We start from the raw sequence: 16,389 nt of genomic DNA on the forward strand, positions 1-16,389 counted from the left end.
TCCTCCTGCGCGCCGGCGGTGTTGAACGGCACGAGTTCGACCGTGACCTCGTCCCCGCGGTCGGCGTTGATGCCGGCGGCGGTGGTCACCAGGTCCTCGATGTTGGCCACGTTGAGGGCCCCGGCGGCGTCGGCGTCCAAGGCCACGGACACGGTCTGGCGGTTGATCGCCCCGGCCGGGATGGCGCGGGTCTCGGTCACCTTGTTCAGGGCATTGTTCTTCGTCTCGGACTCGGAGGTGAAGGTCCCGTCGCCGCCGGCGTTGCCCGGTACGGCGATGTTGTCCGGGCCCAGCACGCCGGCCGCTCCCCCGCCGGTTCCCTCGTACTCTTCGGTCTGCGCGGACTCGCTCAGCGCCGGCGCGCCGTCCGGCGTCGTGAAGGTTTCTTCCACACGCTCGGCGGACTCGTAGTTCATGTCCGCGGCAACCACCACGGAGGAATTGCCCGGCCCGACCACGCGGTCCAGCATGCTCTGCACCGAGGCGCGCACGCGCTCCTCGTAGTCGGAGGCCTGCTTGTCCGCGGAGCCGGTGGCGCCCACGCCCACGGCGGAGAGCACGGTGCCGGCGGCGTCGATGACGGCGACGTTTTCCGGCTTCATGCCGTCGATCGAGGCGGAGGTCAGGTGGACGATGGCCTGGACCTTGTCGGCGGACAGGGTGGTCTTTTGGGTGTCCACGAACACGGACGCGGTGGCCTCGCCCTTCTCGGAGACGAAGACCGTCTCCTCCGGGATGGCCAGCCGCACGGAGGCGGTCTTGACGCCGTCGAGCGCCTCGATGGTGGAGGCCAGTTCGCCTTCCAGGGCCCGCTTGTAGGTGACCGACTGCTGGAACTCGGAGGACGTCACGCCCATGTCGTCCAGCAGCGAGTATCCGCCGGTGGACGAGCTCGGCAGGCCGGCCGCGGCGGCCTTGAGCCGCTGGTCGTAGACCTTGTCTTCCGGCACCAGGATGGTCCCGCCGCCGTTGGTCAATTCGTACGGCACGCCGTCGGTGCGCAGCTGCTCCACGATGGTGTTGGCGTCGGCCGCGGCCAACCCGGAGAACAGCGGGGTGTAGGAGGGCTTGGATGCCCACGTCGTCAGGGCGGCAATGCCAAGCACGACGACGGCGATGCCGATGATCGCGATGGTGCGCTGGGCAACGGTGAACTCGCTGATGGTTTTGCCCAGCCGCGAGAACCAGGAGGAGACCTTTCCGGGCATCAGGCCTGCATCCTCATGATCTCGTTGAAGGCGTCAACGCCCTTGTTCCGGACGGCGGCCACGAGTTCCAGCGTCACGGCGGCGCGGGTGGAGGCCAGGGTCGCGTTGTGGATGTCGTTCAGGTCGCCGGTAACGGCCTGGATGGCCAGTTCATTGGAGGTTGACTGCAGTTGCTGCAGGTTGTCGATGGCACCGGTCAGGGAGGTGGCAAAGCCAACGCCGTTGGTGGCCTGCGGAGCTTCTGCGGCCGGCAGGTAACCGGTGCCTGCGACGCCCTGGATCGGCGGAATGGAAGAGAGCGGCATCAGTTGCGTCCAATCTGGAGGGCGGCCTCGTAGGTCGTCTTCGCCCGGTCCACCACGGCCGCGTTGGCCTGGTAGCCGCGCTGGGCCAGGATCAGGTTGCCCATCTGCTGGGACAGGTCGATGTCTGGGTAGCGGACGTAGCCGTCCTCATCTGCCAGCGGGTGGTCGGGCTCGTGGACCATGCGGCCCTCGGCCTCGCCGAATTCGGCGCCGGCGACGTACACGCCGGAGACGCCCTGGCCTTCCTGGGCGATCACGTAGCGGGCCTGGAAGGCCGCGCCGTCGGTGCTGGTGGCGTTGTTCGCGTTGGCGAGGTTGTCGGAGACGGCGTCCAGCCACTTGCGGTGGACGGTCAGGCCGGTGCCGGCGATTCCAATGGCGTCGAAAGTCATCAGTTGGTCCTCATCGCCGTGCGGACGCCGCTGAAAGGACTCTCGGCGGCTCGGGCGGCAAACTGGTAGCGCAGCACGGTTTCAATGTTGGAGAGCGTCTCGGTGTCCAGGTTGACGTTGCTGCCGTCCAGCCGGGTGGGCTCCAGCGAGCGTTCCATCGTGGCGCTGGCGCTGCCGTTCCCGCGGGCCACCGATGTGGCGAGTGCATCCTCGAATTGGACGCGCTGCGCGTGGTAGCCGGGGGTATTCACGTTCGCGATGTTGTTGGCGATGGCACGCTGACGCATGGCGAGGCCGTCCAGGGCGCTCTGCATGGCAGCCCCCGTCACAGATTCGAACACAGCAAAGACCCGTCTTACTACTGGCATGTGGGCGGCCGATCCATGGCCTGTTCTGTGAGCGATCCGTGCTCACTAACCAGTTATCGGCACAGAGACGGGAGTCGTTAGGTAAATCTTGAGATTGGTTAACCGTTTACGTCCAGGTAGACGGAACGACCCGAAGTTCCGGGGGTGGGGACGGCATCCAAGAGCGCCGATTCCTGCCGGTTTTGCCGCATCTCGGCGCGCAATTCACGAATTACTTCCTGCTGCGCGGCCGCGAGCTCTGTCGCCCGCTCCACCAGTTCGTCCGGGATCGGTCCCAGCCCCTGCGGGGCCTTCCACCGCGCGACGGCGGTGCGTAAGCTGCCCACTGCCGCCCCATCGGCCTTGTCCCCGGGTTCGGCAACGTCGGCGGGCGCGCTGCTGCCCTGGCCTTCGGCGTCGGCCGTTTCGGCGCGTCCGCTGCCGTGGCCACCGGTCTCGGCCGTTTCGGTAAGTCCGCTGGCGTGGCTCCTGGTCTCGGCTGTTTCGGTGAGTCCGCCGCCTTGGCCACGGGTCTCGGCTGCCTCGGCGAGAGCCAGTTCGAGTTCGTCCAGCACGGCTGTCCAGCGCTCCAGCGCGGAAACTTCGCCCTCCGGCATGTCAGGCAATGCCAAGTTCGCCGCCGAGGCCGACGCCGCGGGCAGGCTGTGCCGGGAGCTGAGCGGCGGCCTCGTGCCAGGCCTCGCGCAGCGGCTCCAGCAGTTCAATGCATTCGCGCGTGCGGGCCGCATCGCGGTGGATGTTCGCGTTCATCATCGCGGTCAGCGTGTAGGTGTAGAGCGCCTTCAGGCCCTCCCCCCCGTCCCACACGTCCGTCTTCAGCGACGACATCAGCTCGGACACGATGGCCTGCGCATGGATCAGGTTCTCGGACGCCACCGACCAGTGCTGGTTCTGCTGCGCGGCCTCCGCCCGGTTCAGGTCCAAGAGCAGCCGGTCATACAACATGGTCAGCAGCCGGGCCGGTGTGGCGGACATGATCGCGTCGCGCTGGAACTGGTTGCGCTTGGCCTGGGCGCCGAAGCCCGGCCCGTATGTCAGTGTCATTTCTTCGTGCTCCCCCATGAGGGCAGGGTAGCCAGCTGCGAGTTGAGCCAGTCCCCCTGCGACTGCAGGCCGTTCAGCGTTACTTCAAGTTGGGCCCACGTGCGCTCCAGGGTGGAGCGCCGCGATGCGAGCCGGGTGTCCCAGCTGCTTACCTGGTCGTTGAGACTGCGTACCAGCGATTCCTGGCCTTGGATTCGCTTGGTTATGGCGCCGTCGTACTTATCCGAGGCATCCGTCGCGGCAGTGGCCACGCGACCGGCGATCGTCTGGACCACCTTCTCAGCCCACACGGAGTCTTCCTGCATCGCCTTGCCGAACTTCTCGGCATCAAACTCAATCGAGCCGTCCTTGGTGATGCTGATGCCGATTTCCGACGGCGACCGTCCGTCGATGGGGCTGATCGCAGCGGTCATCATACGCTGCTGAATGTCACGGACGCTGCTGTCCCCGGTGAAGATTCCGCCCTTGGTCGTCGTTGACCCGGTGGACGTGGAGACGTTCACGGATGAGTTCTTGGAGATGAAGGCGAACAGATCCTTCAAGCCGTCGGCCAGCGCCTTGGCTTTCGCAGTGATGGCTTCGCCATCGGGAGCAACGGTGATGCTCGATTTCTCACCAGGAACCGCGCCCGCACCGACCGTGACGCTAACGCCTGGCAGGAGGTCAGCGAATGTGTTTGAGGGAGACGAAATAATTTGTTCGACGACGGTTCCCGCCCAGAGCTTCAGCTTGGCGTCCTTGGCAAGAGCGACGTCTACAAAGTTGAAGGACGCCGCGTCGGACGTGACGTTGAAGCCGTTGTCAACGCCGGTCTCTTTCGCAGCTAATTGCAGCCGAAAATCAGGACTTGCTGAATCCGCTCCGACGGCAACTTTAGTTGCAGTGACGCCTTGTCCAGACTCGTTGATCTCTCTCACGATTTGGTCCCAGGTCTTGCCCGTTGTCTCAACCCTGATTTGACCGTCTTTCAGCGCGATTGTCAGGACTGTAGCGGACTCGGGCCACTCGCTGAGGAGCGCTGACACGGACACTTGCCCCTTCGCCAACTCCACGACTTCCAAGTCGGTGGCGCCCGCGGCTGCCCCCTCCGCAGCCGTCACGGAAACATTGTCGGAACTGCTCGTGCCGGAGTAGATGCTGAGGGCGTTAGCCTTGCTCGTCTCGGTGGCCGTTTTTCCGAGATCGGCGATGCGTGTGTTGAGCGCTTGAAGAGCGCTGACCAGCGTCTGGGTGCTGGAGACCTTGTTTTTCAGGAGAGACTGCGGACGCGCTTCCAGCTGCATGAGCTGGTTGATCATGGTGGCGGTGTCCAAACCGCTGACCATGCCGCCAATCGAAAACGCCACGCCAGTTCCTCCTGAAAGAAGCCTGTTTACTAGAAGAAATGCTGACGCCCGGCAGCGAAGAGTGTGAGGTCCAATTCGTTCGCCTCGCTGCCGGGCCGCATTCAGCCGTTAGCTACCCGGTTTAGCCGAGGAGCTGCAGCACACCCTGGTTGATCTGGTTGGCCTGAGCCAGCATCGCAGTGCCGGCCTGGGACATGATCTGGTTCTTGGTGAACTTAGCCATCTCGGAAGCCATATCGGTGTCACGGATACGCGACTCCGATGCCGACAAGTTCTCGGCAGCAATGTTCAGGCTCTTAATCGTCGACTCGAAGCGGTTCTGCACGGCACCCAGGTCTGAACGAGCAGTCGAGACGTTCTTGATCTGCGTGTCAGCGGTGCCAATTGCAGCGAGACGAGTGGTCGCATCGGTCTGGACGTCAATGGCGAGAACGGCATCTGCTACAGCCTTGACGTCAGCGTTGTTCAGGTCGACGTTGATCTGGTCTGCAGCCGCGTTGTTACCGGCCCCAACCTGGAAGGTCAGGACTCCCGCAACTCCCGCCGACTTGTCCAGGAGCTTGGTGCCGTTGAAGTTGGTGGACGCGCTGATCCTGGTGAGCTCGTTTCCAAGAGCCGTAATTTCTGTCTGAATTGCTGTGCGCGCGTCAGCATTGTTCGAGTCATTGCCTGCCTGAACAGAGAGATCCCGAACGCGCTGCAGGATGGAGTGGACCTCGGTCAGCGCGCCTTCAGCCGTCTGGATGACGGAGATGCCGTCCTGCGCATTGCGGGCTGCGACGTTCAGGCCGCCGATCTGCGCGCGCAGGCCTTCGGAGATCGACAGGCCGGCTGCGTCATCGGCAGCGCGGTTGATGCGCAGGCCGGTGGACAGCTTCTCCAGGGACTTGGAGATGTCGTTCTGGGTGTTGGACAGGTTGCGGTACGAGTTAAGGGCCGCAACGTTGGTGTTAATGGCGAAAGCCATGATGAAACTCCTCCATGAGATGGTACAAATTCACCGGCCCGTCCATGGGCTGGCACTTGTAGCTATCGGAGGATTACGAGGATTCGTTAGGAGAAGTGCAAAGAATTTTTCGCGGTGCGGGCGGCCGGGGCCGGCTGCTGCGAACAGGTCAAGAAACCGCGGCCCTTGGCTGCGTGGCGGCGAAGCGTGTAATCCCGCCGATGGTCTGATCGGCCAGCGCAGTCAGGTATGCCTTCCGACGGGAGGGAGCGATCCGCGACTCGGGCACATGGCCGGCACCGTCGTCGTCGGAATAGTGGGTGTGCAGGCCATCCCGGAGGAGGCGGATGGCCTCGGAACGCTGCTGGGAGACGGCTGAGTGGGTAGCGCCGAGCTCTTCGGCGATTTCCTTGACGGTGCGGTCCTCGAAGTAGATTTGCTCCACGATGTAGCGCATCTTCGCGGGAAGGTGGTGCACGGCGGCCTTCAGGAAGGCGAGCCGCTCCTCGGTGAGGAGCGAGCCTTCGGGCGACGCCGTCTCGGAGACCAGGAATTCGGCCGTGGTGTCATCCAGGGCGGAGACGGTGCGGGAGGCATCGTCCATGGCGGCTTCCGCGGTCTCGCGGTCCACCCCGAGGGCGGCAGCCAGTTCGTCAACGCTCGGGTAGCGCCCGAGTTCGGCGGTCAGGGTTTCGCGAACGGACAGCGTTTGTTTGATCCGCTTGCGAACGGAGCGGGGAGCCCAGTCGATTGCCCGCATCTCGTCGGCAAAGGCGCCGATGATGCGACGGCGGGCAAAGGCGCCGAAGGGGACGCCGAGATCCGGGTTGAAGGCATCGGCGGCGGTGATGAGCGCTACCGAGCCGGCAGAGGCGAGGTCGTCGCGGGAGAGGTGGGTGGCTTTGGCACACACTTCGGAGACCAGGTATCCGACGAGCGGGAGGTTTTCAACCACCAGTGCATTACGGTCAGCACGATTCACTGACATGTCCCCCTCCGTGCCCAGAAATACGTGGACGAACCTTCCCTGCTACCGAAGGGTGCGGCTCCGGAAGAACGATTCATCTCTTGGTGAAACCTACCATCAAATGCTCCTAACGCAAGGGGGTGGTGCTGCCGATAGATAGGAATGTAGCCATGCCGTTACTTTTTGTTCATTCAGTGCGGCTTTTTGACGCGGACCCGCGGGGGTTGTGTCCGCAGAATCAACCAGGGGAGGTGCCTGACATGGGAGCCCATGAACTGTCCGCCATGCTGTGGCACGAACGCGAACTTCTTGAACTGCTGGTCTTCAAACTCGAGGAGGAGCAGCTGCTCCTGACCGCCGGCAAGTCCCGGTGGCTGCAGCACGCCACCCGGGAGGTGGAACAGGTGTTGGAGCGCCTTCGCGACGCCGGCCTGGCCCGCACGGTGGAGGTGGCCGCACTGGCCCGTGAGTGGGGTACGCCGGAAGGCGCCACGCTGCGGGAGCTGACCGAACAGGCTCCCGTAGGGCCATGGGGCGAGATCTTCACGGGACATCTGCAGGCGCTGACCCAGCTGACCCTGCAGATCCGCGAACTGCGCGACGTGAACGAGAAGTTCCTGCGTGCGGCTGCCCGGTCCACCCAGGAAACGCTGGCCAATTTCAATCCCGATGCCGGGACCTACGACGCACAGGGGACGGCAGGGCTTTCGGGCAACCGCTCCCAGCTGTTCGACACAACGATCTGAGGTTTTCGCAGTGAGTACCTTCAGCGGCCTGAACACCGCGTACACCGGTCTGGTGGCCGCCCGCCAAGGGTTGAACGTGGTGGGCCAGAACATCGCCAACGCCAATACCGAGGGCTACACCCGCCAGCGGGTCAGTACCTCGTCCATCGGCGCCCTCGACCGAACCGGGCTGCTGACCGGCGGAGTGCAGATCGGCCAGGGCGTTTCGGTGGACGCGATTGCGCGGCTGGGTGACATGCACCTGGATACGCGCGTCCGGTTCTCGGCCGGTGTCGCCGGGTATTCTGCAGTGCGCGCCAATACGATGTCCGGCCTGGAAGCGTCGTTGCGCGAGCCGGGCCAATACGGCATCTCGACGCAGCTTCAGGAGTTCTGGGCTTCCTGGCAGGCCCTGTCGAACCGGCCGGATGACGGCGCTGCCGGCGCGGTGGTGCTGGAAGAGGCGAACATCCTCGCCAACATGATTAAGCGCGGTTACCAGGAAGTCCGCGAGCAGTTCTCCCGCCTGCGCTCCGATGTGGACACGATGACCGCGGAGGTCAACGGCGCTGCGTCCCAGGTAGCCAATCTCAACGAGAAGATTCGTTTTGCTGTTGCCAACGGAGGCTCCGCGAACGAGCTGATGGACCACCGCAACCTGCTGACCGAGCGGCTGGCTGTCCTCACCGGAGCCACGGTTCGCCACGGCAGCGACGGGCAGGTGGATGTGCTGATCGGCGGCAATGCGATTGTCACTGGTTCCAGCGCCCAAAGAATCGCCGTTGCACCTGGATCGGACACAGACATTTCGGGCCCTAACGGGGTCAGCCTGGTGTGGGAAAGCCCGAGCCGGAACGACATGCCGGTTGTGCTCGCGGGTGGCGAGATCGCTGGGGCGTTGTCGATGCTGAGCGGTGGTACGGACGGCGGCCCACTCCGGGCGGCGGCCGAAAGCTACAACGGATTTGCGAAAACGTTGGCTGAAGGCGTCAACCAGATTCATGCGGACGGCTACACCAGCGGGGGCGTAACCGGTAAGCCGTTCTTCAGCATGTTGGATGGCAACGAGGCGTCCACTCTAGCGGTGGAGATCAAAAAGGCCGCTGACCTTGCAACCCGCGGCGAAGATGCGGGTGCGTTGGACGGATCTGTCGCTGACAAAATTTCTCAGCTTGGCGTTGGAGCAGGCTCCCCTGACCGCGTTTGGGAGAACATTGTCACCACCATCGGTGTAGCCGCGAAGACGGAGCTGCAGCAGTCCAACCTCGCGGGCATCGCGTCCCAGTCGGCCAAGACCTTGCAGCTGTCCAACGCGTCGGTGGACATGGACGAAGAGAACGTCAACCTGCTGACATACCAGCATGCCTACCAGGGCGCGGCCCGGGTGATGACGGCGATTGATGAAATGCTCGATACGTTGATCAACCGCACCGGATTGGTCGGGAGGTAGCCATGATTTCACGAGTCACTAACCAAACGATGAGCAGCTTCGCCCAGCGCAACCTGCAGGACAACATGGCGCGTATCGCCAAGCTGCAGGAGCTGGCCGCCGGCGAGTCGCTGATTGCCCGCCCCTCGGATGATCCAACCGGCGCCGCCGACTCCATGCGGACCCGCGCTGATCTTCGGGCAAACGAGCAGTACAAGCGCAATATCGATGACGCCCACGGTTGGTTGGCTACATCGGATTCAGCCCTCGGACATGTCACTTCGCTGCTGAACAAGGCCCGGGATCTGACCATCCAGGCAACCAACGGATCAGTGTCCCCCACCGGCCGCGAAGCCATCGCGCTCGAACTGGAAAGCATCAAGAAGAGCCTTATCGACGCAGCCGAGACCAAGTACTTGGGCCGCAGCGTATTCGCGGGAAACTCTGATGCCGGTGCTGTAACCGGCGAACCAGCGGTTGCCCCGACTGTTTACAAGTTTGGCAGCGCAGTAGAGAACGCTGTTCAACGGCGAATCGGGCCCGAACTGACTGTACGAGTTGATGCCGATGGCGGGAATATTTTCGGATCAGACGACGGCGGCAGCGGCCAGTCGGTCTTCACCTTGCTTCAGACCATGGCCAATGACCTCAGACAGCCCGGAGTCGACATCAGCAGCCACCTGAACGACATCGACGCCCGGCTGAACACGGTGATCAACGCACGCGCCGAGGTCGGTACCCGCCACGCCCAGATCCTGAAAGCGCAGGAGACGAACTTGGACGAAGCTGTTTCGCTTGAAGCCCGCCGCTCCGGGATCGAGGATCCGGATATCGGAAAGGTAATCCTGGACCTGAAGATGCAGGAGGTGGCCTATCAGGCCGCCCTGCAGGTCACGGCTCGGGTGCTGCAGCCGACGCTGATGGACTTCCTGCGATGAGCGCCGCGCTGACCTTCGTGGCCCCTCCCCCGGGACTGGCACCGCTGGTCGACTTCACGCTGGACGAGATCGCGGGAGCGGCCGGCCTGTACTCCCTGCAGCCCGTGGCCGAACCGGGCAAGCGCCTCTTCGTCCTGGACGCCGCGACCTATTTGAACCAGTACACCCCCGTGATTTCCGACGACGACCGTGCCTCCCTGGACCTCAATGCCTCCGAGGACGCCATGGTGCTGGTGGTGGCCAACCCCGGCGAATCGGGCACCACCGTGAACCTGATGGCCCCGATCGTGGTCAACGTGCACACCGGCGTCAGCGCCCAAGTCATTCTGGAAGGCCAGGACTGGCCGCTTCGTGCCGAACTGACGCCGCAGGCTGCCTAGCCTCACCCGCCGATCGCGTGACACGGCAGTAACGCCGGTAGAAGTCAGACGTCTGAAACTCTTGAGCTGACGGCGGCTACCGTGCAAGAGTTATGCCCACGGTCCAAGGGACCTGCTGGGGGATCCGGAATCACCGGTTAATGGCTTCCGGCGGCTTATGGGGGAACCGCCGGAAGCAACCACCCTCACCCCTCGTCCGGGTCCGCGCGTTTTGCCCGGGTCAGTTCCGCCCGGCGCAGCAGCTCACCGCCGTCGGGATAGAGCACCTCTTCCAGCACCAACGGGTGCGGCGGAGCCAGCTTGCTCTTCGAGTCCCGTACCTTCGCCAGCATCCGGTCGCGCAGCCACTCCGGCGCCTGCTCGCCGCTGCCAACCATCAACGACGCGCCGATCAGGGCTCGCACCATGTTGTGGCAGAACGCGTCGGCTTGCACCGTGGCCGTGACCACGCCGTCGGCGCCGCGGGCAAATTCGAACTTATGCAACTCCCGGATGGTGGTGGCGCCTTCCCTGGGTTTGCAGAAGGCCAGGAAGTCGCCGATGCCCAGGAGTTTGGCGGCTGCGCGGTTGAGGAGATCGACGTCGACGGCGTGCTTGTGCCACAGCGTGGTGTTGCGTGACAGCGGATCCCACGTCTCGGCCCGGTCCGCGATCCGGTAGCTGTAGCGGCGCCAGAGGGCGGAGAACCGGGCGTCGAATCCGTCGTGGGCGACGACGGCGCGCTTGACCTCGATGGCCCCGGCAAGGTCCCGATAGGGCACCGGGGCGCCGACGCGGCCGCCGAGCACCTTGGCCAGCACGCCGCGCAAGCGCCGGACCAGGGCTTCGGCGGGATCGACCTCCCGGCCGCGGGCCAATCCGTGCCACTCCCCCGGGTCCAGGTCGAAATGAACCACCTGTCCGCGGGCGTGGACCCCGGCGTCGGTACGGCCGGCAACGGTCAGCCGGATCGGCCGGCGGATCATGACCGCCAGCGCTTCCTCGAGCGCGCCCTGCACCGTCAGCCGGCCGGGCTGCACGGCCCACCCGCTGAAGGGGCCGCCGTCGTACGCAAGATCCAGGCGGACACGCAAGGGCCCGCCGCCCCGGTCGGGGACGGGTGAGACAGTCGGAGGCATGGATTCCATGCTACCGGGGGCCCCGCGGGTCCCGGATGCAGCCGAGACCCGTCCCGGTTGCGAGCGGGCGACCGGCCAGACACCGGTGGACTGTCGACGGGGGCGGGCATTCGGTCTATGTTGCTGGGACGAGGCCCGCACCCGGGCGGGACCGCAAGGTTCGGAGGGAAGCGATGGCAGCCAACCCCGGAACGGCAACCGCCACGGATCACAACCGCCGGATCGCCCTGCCCGGGATCGTCCTCGGGGTGGGGCTGGGCGGCTTCGTGGACGGGATCCTGCTGCACCAGATCCTGCAGTGGCACCACATGCTCACGAGCGCGGACACAGCGAACATCGACGTCGGTTCGTACCCGGCGAACACCGTCCACGGTCTGCAGATGAACACGCTGTGGGACGGCCTGTTCCATACGGTGACCTGGCTGGCCGTGCTGATCGGGCTGGGGCTGTTGTACTCGCGGGTGACGACCTCGCGCGGACGGGTGTGGGCATCCCGGACCCTCTGGGGCTGGATGCTGCTCGGCTGGGGACTTTTCAATCTCGTGGAGGGGATTATCGACCACCACCTCCTCGCGATTCACCACGTCATCGGCGGCGAGTACCAGATGCTGGCCGACATCCTATTCCTGCTGTTCGGGGCGCTGCTCGTGATCGGCGGCTGGCTGCTGCAACGCTCCGGTCGGATGGTGGACCTGAGGGACCCGGGGAGGGAATCGGCGTGATCGGCGCCCACTCTGCCCACAACCACCCGCCAGCAGTGGTCGACGGCGTGCTGCCGCCGGCCCTCGTGGCGGCGGTGGCCGCCGCCTATCTGGCGCTGGCGTGGCTGCGGGGCCGCGAAGACCGCGGCTGGAGCCGCTGGCGGACCGCTTCGTTCCTCGCCGGCTCGCTGTTGCTGGCGCTGGGCCTCGCGCCGCAGCTGATGCCGCTGCCGCCGGGAGGGCTGCCGGCCCACATGGTCCAGCACCTGCTGATTGGCATGTATGCGCCGATCGGGCTGGTGCTCGGTGCGCCGGTGACCCTGCTGCTGAGGTCGGTGCCGCGCCGTTGCGGCAAGGTGATCGGCAGGGTGCTGCGCTCACGGCCGGCCCATCTGGTGGCCAACCCCGTGACGGCGCTGATCCTCACCCTCGGCGGGCTGGCGGGCCTGTATTTCACGCCGCTCTACTCGCTGGCGGCGGACACTCCGCTGCTGCACCACGCCATCCACCTGCACTTTTTGGCCGCCGGCTGCCTCTTCGCCTGGGTGGTCGCCGGGCCGGACCCGGCGCCGCGCAGGCCCTCCGTGCCGGCGCGGCTGGTGGTGCTGGGCGTCGCGATCGCCGGGCATGCGGTCCTGTCCCAGCTGCTCTACGCGGGGCTGTTCGTCCAGGTCCCCGCGCCGGCGGCCGAGCTGAGGCTTGCCGGCGAACTCATGTACTACGGCGGGGACGTCGCCGAGCTGTTGCTGGCCTTCGCGCTGGTCTCGACGTGGCGGCCCCGGCGCACGCCGCAGGCACGCCGGCCGATTCCCCGCCACGACACTGGACCGCGTCCCAAAGAACCGGCCGCACCAAGCTCCCGCGGAAACGGAACCCGCTCCCCCGCGGCGGGCACCGGCGTCGTGATGTGAGTCTTTGAGATACGCAAAAGCCCGCCGCCCCGGAAGGGGACGGCGGGCCTCACGCGTGAAGGCGAAGAACTACTTCTTCTCTTCGGCAGCTTCCTCAGCGGGCTCCGCCGACGGAGCGGACTCCGCGGACTCGGGCGAGTCAGCGGAATCGCCGGACTGCGCCGACTCGGGAGAGTCAGCGGACTCGGCCGAAGCGGTCTCTTCCTCGACCGGAGCCGGGGCAGCCTTGGCCGTGGCCTTCTCGGCCTCGTTCACGACGGCCTGCTTCGGGGACACCGGCTCCATCACCAGTTCGATGACGGCCATGGGGGCGTTGTCGCCCTTGCGGTTGCCGATCTTGGTGATGCGGGTGTAGCCGCCGTCGCGGTTGGTCATCACCGGCGCGATGTCGGTGAACAGCTCGTGCACGATGCCCTTGTTGCTGATCACTGCCAGCACGCGGCGGCGCGAGGCCAGGTCGCCGCGCTTGGCGAACGTGATCAGGCGCTCGGCGAACGGGCGCAGGCGCTTGGCCTTGGTGACCGTGGTGGTGATCCGCTTGTGCTCGAAGAGCGCGGCGGACAGGTTGGCGAGCATCAGGCGCTCGTGGGCAGGACCGCCTCCGAGGCGCGGACCCTTAGCGGGGGTAGGCATTATGTTTTCTCCTCAATGGTGCCGCTGTGCGCTCCCGAGCGCCGTGGCGGCAGAATTCTTGCGTTTTAGAGTTCGTCCTCGAAGGTTTCGTCCTCGTCGATGGCTGCGGCGCGGGCAGCCAGATCGAACCCAGGAGGCGAATCCTTCAGCGACAGACCCAGTTCCACCAGCTTTGCCTTGACCTCGTCGATGGACTTGGCACCGAAGTTGCGGATGTCCATCAGGTCGGCCTCGGAGCGGGCAACGAGTTCACCCACGGTGTGGATGCCCTCACGCTTAAGGCAGTTGTAGGAACGGACGGTCAGTTCCAGGTCCTCGATCGGCAGGGCCATGTCGGCAGCCAGGGCGGCGTCCGTGGGGCTCGGGCCAATCTCGATGCCTTCGGCGGCGGTGTTCAACTCGCGGGCAAGGCCGAACAGTTCAACCAGGGTGGTTCCGGCAGAGGCGACGGCGTCGCGCGGTGCAATGGAGGCCTTGGTTTCGACGTCGACAATCAGGCGGTCGAAGTCGGTGCGCTGCTCAACACGGGTTGCCTCAACCTTGAAGGTCACCTTCAGCACCGGCGAGTAGATGGAGTCGACCGGGATGCGGCCGATCTCCTGGTCGCCGGACTTGTTCTGGGCTGCCGACACGTAGCCACGGCCGCGTTCGATGGTCAGTTCGAGTTCGAACTTGCCCTTCTCGTTCAGCGTGGCGATGTGCAGGTCCGGGTTGTGGAATTCCACGCCGGCCGGCGGCGCGATGTCCGCGGCGGTGACGACACCGGGTCCCTGCTTGCGCAGGTAGGCAACCACGGGCTCGTCGTGCTCGGAGGAGACAGCCAGGTTCTTGATGTTCAGGATGATCTCGGTGACATCTTCCTTCACACCCGGCACGGTGGTGAACTCATGCAGCACGCCGTCGATGCGGATGCTGGTGACGGCAGCCCCCGGAATCGAGGACAGGAGCGTGCGGCGGAGGGAGTTTCCGAGGGTGTAGCCAAAGCCCGGCTCCAGCGGTTCGATGACGAACCGGGAGCGGTTATCGGCCACTACTTCTTCAGTAAGGGTGGGGCGCTGTGCAATGAGCACTTAGATTTCCTTTCAGCGAGCATCCGCTATATGACGCAGCACGAATTGGTGGAAAAGGGCGGCTGGTCAGCCTCCAGCGTGGAACTTTCGGCCGCCGACAGACTCTCCCGCAAAAGTGGGAGGAATCTGTGCGGCGGCCAAAAGTATCCTTGGGCTGTTTAGACGCGGCGGCGCTTCGGCGGACGGCAACCGTTGTGCGCGCTGGGGGTGACGTCCTGGATGGAGCCAACCTCGAGGCCAGCGGCCTGCAGCGAACGGATTGCGGTCTCGCGTCCCGACCCCGGGCCCTTCACGAAGACGTCGACCTTCTTCAGGCCGTGCTCCTGGGCACGCTTGGCGGCCGATTCGGCAGCCATCTGCGCGGCGAACGGGGTGGACTTGCGGGAGCCCTTGAAGCCAACCTCGCCGGCCGAGGCCCACGAGATGACGGCACCGGTCGGGTCCGTGATGGACACGATGGTGTTGTTGAAGGTGCTCTTGATGTGCGCCTGGCCCAGCGCGATGTTCTTCTTGTCCTTGCGACGCGGCTTGCGTACCGCTCCACGAGTCTTGGGGGGCATTGCTTCTCCTACAAAGTTGGTTGGTAGCTATCTGACCGGCTGGGAATCAGCGGGTCTTCTTCTTACCGGCGACGGTGCGCTTCGGGCCCTTGCGGGTGCGAGCGTTGGTCTTGGTGCGCTGTCCGCGGACGGGCAGGCCGCGGCGGTGGCGGATGCCTTCGTAGCTGCCGATCTCAACCTTGCGGCGGATGTCGGCTGCAACTTCGCGGCGGAGGTCGCCTTCTACCTTGTAGTTGCCCTCGATGAAGTCACGCAGCTGCACGAGCTCAGCGTCGGTGAGGTCCTTGACGCGGGTTTCCGGGCTGATGCCGGTCTCCGCGATAACCTGCTCTGCACGGGTCTTACCCACGCCGTAGATGTAAGTCAGGGCGATAATTACCCGCTTTTCGCGGGGAATATCTACGCCAGCGAGACGAGCCATAGTGGCGGTTCTCCTTGTTGTATCCGGAGGTCTGAAGCAGCGCGGCCCCGTTGTTCGGGTCCCCGGCCTCCGTGCCGGGGGTGTGCAGGTTGCCCTGCTGCGCTGCCTTTATCTTGAGTTACTACGCGTGGGCGTGCTGCCCCTGCTTGAAGCAGGAGTCTTAGCCCTGGCGCTGCTTGTGGCGCGGGTTCTCGCAGATCACAATGACGTTGCCCTTGCGACGAATCACCTGGCACTTGTCACAAATCCGCTTGACGCTCGGCTGGACCTTCATGGTTTTCCTTTGCGTTGTTAGCTGATGCTGCCTTGTAACTACTTACGGTTCTCCGCAGTTGCCTGCGGCATAAGCCTTTACTTGTAGCGGTAGACGATACGGCCCCGTGAGAGGTCGTACGGGCTGAGTTCCACCACAACGCGGTCCTCGGGGAGGATCCTGATGTAGTGCTGACGCATCTTTCCCGAGATATGAGCCAGCACAACGTGCCCGTTGGTCAGCTCAACGCGGAACATCGCATTGGGCAGAGCCTCCTGCACAGTGCCTTCAATCTCAATGACACCGTCTTTCTTAGCCATATCCTCCGCTAACGTCAGTAACCATCGCCGGAGCGGTGGCTAGTTTTAGGGTTTCGCTTGCCGCTACACTCCCACTGAGCCGTACGTTCCGGCAGGCTTTCGCGGGCGCCATGCACCCGAAGATGGGCATGAAAGTAGAGACAACCAACAGACAACTGTACTCCGGAAGCCGGATAAAGTTAAATCCGGGTAACGCCTGGGCCCCGCGCGGGGCAGACTTCAGCCGAGGTGCGGATACTTCTCCAGTACGACGCCGGCCGCCAGCGGTTCAGGGTGACCAGCGGATCGGTCCCGTCTTCGGCGGTCCGGATGAAGGAGAAGAAGTCGGCGCGTCCGGCCGAGCGCGACTGGGTG

General features: G+C 64.8%; 22 protein-coding genes. 6 read left to right on the forward strand and 16 right to left on the reverse strand.

Annotation, left to right across the window (positions count from 1 at the left end):
• The 9 genes from fliF to AC5RV2_RS07630 form a co-directional block, all read right to left on the reverse strand.
• Positions 1-1,208: flagellar basal-body MS-ring/collar protein FliF (gene fliF / locus AC5RV2_RS07590; RefSeq protein ID WP_494091861.1), on the reverse strand; the 1,208-nt coding region annotated here is incomplete at its 3' end.
• Positions 1,208-1,513 carry a flagellar hook-basal body complex protein FliE gene (gene fliE, locus AC5RV2_RS07595; protein WP_493979187.1) on the reverse strand — a complete coding sequence of 102 codons (306 nt, stop codon included), beginning with the start codon at positions 1,511-1,513 and terminating at the stop codon, positions 1,208-1,210. The genes fliF and fliE, both read right to left, overlap by 1 nt.
• The gene (locus AC5RV2_RS07600) at positions 1,513-1,905 is read right to left on the reverse strand and encodes a flagellar basal body rod protein FlgC (RefSeq protein ID WP_493979188.1); all 393 of its coding nucleotides are present in this window, start codon (positions 1,903-1,905) and stop codon (positions 1,513-1,515) included. The genes fliE and AC5RV2_RS07600 overlap by 1 nt, the downstream gene beginning before the upstream one ends.
• On the reverse strand, positions 1,905-2,246 hold the full coding sequence (locus AC5RV2_RS07605) for a flagellar basal body rod protein FlgB (protein WP_493979253.1): 342 nt from the start codon (positions 2,244-2,246) through the stop codon (positions 1,905-1,907). The genes AC5RV2_RS07600 and AC5RV2_RS07605 overlap by 1 nt, the downstream gene beginning before the upstream one ends.
• A 125-nt stretch (positions 2,247-2,371) precedes the next feature.
• Positions 2,372-2,869 (reverse strand): hypothetical protein, encoded by a 498-nt coding sequence (locus AC5RV2_RS07610; RefSeq protein WP_494091862.1) that lies wholly within the window; start codon positions 2,867-2,869, stop codon positions 2,372-2,374.
• A gap of 1 nt (position 2,870) precedes the next feature.
• Positions 2,871-3,335: a flagellar export chaperone FliS gene (gene fliS / locus AC5RV2_RS07615; protein ID WP_494091863.1), complete on the reverse strand. Its 465-nt coding sequence runs from the start codon at positions 3,333-3,335 to the stop codon at positions 2,871-2,873.
• Entirely contained in the window at positions 3,314-4,663 is a 1,350-nt protein-coding gene (gene fliD / locus AC5RV2_RS07620; protein ID WP_494091864.1) for a flagellar filament capping protein FliD, read from the reverse strand. Before fliD ends, fliS begins: the two co-directional genes overlap by 22 nt.
• Before the next feature lie 121 nt (positions 4,664-4,784).
• Complete coding sequence (locus tag AC5RV2_RS07625; protein WP_494091865.1) at positions 4,785-5,630, reverse strand: flagellin N-terminal helical domain-containing protein; 846 nt, start codon at positions 5,628-5,630, stop codon at positions 4,785-4,787.
• Between the two features lie 148 nt (positions 5,631-5,778).
• The gene (locus AC5RV2_RS07630) at positions 5,779-6,591 is read right to left on the reverse strand and encodes a sigma-70 family RNA polymerase sigma factor (protein ID WP_494091866.1); all 813 of its coding nucleotides are present in this window, start codon (positions 6,589-6,591) and stop codon (positions 5,779-5,781) included.
• A gap of 245 nt (positions 6,592-6,836) precedes the next feature.
• On the opposite strand from AC5RV2_RS07630, the gene AC5RV2_RS07635 reads away from it, so the two are divergent.
• Genes AC5RV2_RS07635 through AC5RV2_RS07650 form a run of 4 tightly spaced genes read left to right on the forward strand, consistent with a single transcriptional unit; the run spans position 6,837 to position 10,048 of the window.
• On the forward strand, positions 6,837-7,322 hold the full coding sequence (locus AC5RV2_RS07635) for a flagellar protein FlgN (protein ID WP_494067506.1): 486 nt from the start codon (positions 6,837-6,839) through the stop codon (positions 7,320-7,322).
• 10 nt (positions 7,323-7,332) lie between these two features.
• A complete protein-coding gene (gene flgK, locus AC5RV2_RS07640) occupies positions 7,333-8,751 on the forward strand; it encodes a flagellar hook-associated protein FlgK (protein ID WP_494091867.1) in 1,419 nt (472 codons plus the stop codon).
• 29 nt (positions 8,752-8,780) lie between these two features.
• On the forward strand, positions 8,781-9,668 hold the full coding sequence (locus AC5RV2_RS07645; RefSeq protein ID WP_494091868.1) for a flagellin N-terminal helical domain-containing protein: 888 nt from the start codon (positions 8,781-8,783) through the stop codon (positions 9,666-9,668).
• Positions 9,665-10,048 (forward strand): flagellar assembly protein FliW, encoded by a 384-nt coding sequence (locus tag AC5RV2_RS07650; RefSeq protein WP_494091869.1) that lies wholly within the window; start codon positions 9,665-9,667, stop codon positions 10,046-10,048. Before AC5RV2_RS07645 ends, AC5RV2_RS07650 begins: the two co-directional genes overlap by 4 nt.
• Positions 10,049-10,233: 185 nt before the next feature.
• Here the strand turns inward: AC5RV2_RS07650 and AC5RV2_RS07655 are convergent, their stop codons facing one another.
• A complete protein-coding gene (locus tag AC5RV2_RS07655) occupies positions 10,234-11,175 on the reverse strand; it encodes a tRNA pseudouridine synthase A (RefSeq protein ID WP_494091870.1) in 942 nt (313 codons plus the stop codon).
• 164 nt (positions 11,176-11,339) lie between these two features.
• Between AC5RV2_RS07655 and AC5RV2_RS07660 the strand changes: the two genes are divergently transcribed.
• Both AC5RV2_RS07660 and AC5RV2_RS07665 read left to right on the forward strand, forming a co-directional pair.
• Positions 11,340-11,888: a DUF2243 domain-containing protein gene (locus AC5RV2_RS07660; protein WP_494091871.1), complete on the forward strand. Its 549-nt coding sequence runs from the start codon at positions 11,340-11,342 to the stop codon at positions 11,886-11,888.
• Entirely contained in the window at positions 11,885-12,778 is an 894-nt protein-coding gene (locus AC5RV2_RS07665) for a cytochrome c oxidase assembly protein (RefSeq protein WP_494091872.1), read from the forward strand. The genes AC5RV2_RS07660 and AC5RV2_RS07665 overlap by 4 nt, the downstream gene beginning before the upstream one ends.
• Positions 12,779-12,847: 69 nt before the next feature.
• Here the strand turns inward: AC5RV2_RS07665 and rplQ are convergent, their stop codons facing one another.
• From rplQ to infA, 6 genes are all read right to left on the reverse strand, one after another.
• Entirely contained in the window at positions 12,848-13,411 is a 564-nt protein-coding gene (rplQ, locus tag AC5RV2_RS07670; RefSeq protein WP_494091873.1) for a 50S ribosomal protein L17, read from the reverse strand.
• A gap of 65 nt (positions 13,412-13,476) precedes the next feature.
• Positions 13,477-14,481, reverse strand: coding sequence for a DNA-directed RNA polymerase subunit alpha (locus AC5RV2_RS07675; RefSeq protein ID WP_493979200.1), 1,005 nt, complete (start codon positions 14,479-14,481; stop codon positions 13,477-13,479).
• 158 nt (positions 14,482-14,639) lie between these two features.
• Entirely contained in the window at positions 14,640-15,041 is a 402-nt protein-coding gene (rpsK, locus tag AC5RV2_RS07680) for a 30S ribosomal protein S11 (RefSeq protein WP_005267760.1), read from the reverse strand.
• 46 nt (positions 15,042-15,087) lie between these two features.
• Positions 15,088-15,462, reverse strand: a complete 375-nt coding sequence (gene rpsM, locus AC5RV2_RS07685) for a 30S ribosomal protein S13 (RefSeq protein ID WP_493979201.1) — start codon at positions 15,460-15,462, stop codon at positions 15,088-15,090.
• Positions 15,463-15,622: 160 nt separating this feature from the next.
• A complete protein-coding gene (gene rpmJ / locus AC5RV2_RS07690; RefSeq protein WP_005267758.1) occupies positions 15,623-15,736 on the reverse strand; it encodes a 50S ribosomal protein L36 in 114 nt (37 codons plus the stop codon).
• Positions 15,737-15,813: 77 nt separating this feature from the next.
• Positions 15,814-16,035, reverse strand: coding sequence for a translation initiation factor IF-1 (gene infA, locus AC5RV2_RS07695; RefSeq protein ID WP_005267757.1), 222 nt, complete (start codon positions 16,033-16,035; stop codon positions 15,814-15,816).
• Positions 16,036-16,389: the final 354 nt, after the last annotated feature.

Source organism: Arthrobacter sp. Y3225116, assembly GCF_059091245.1.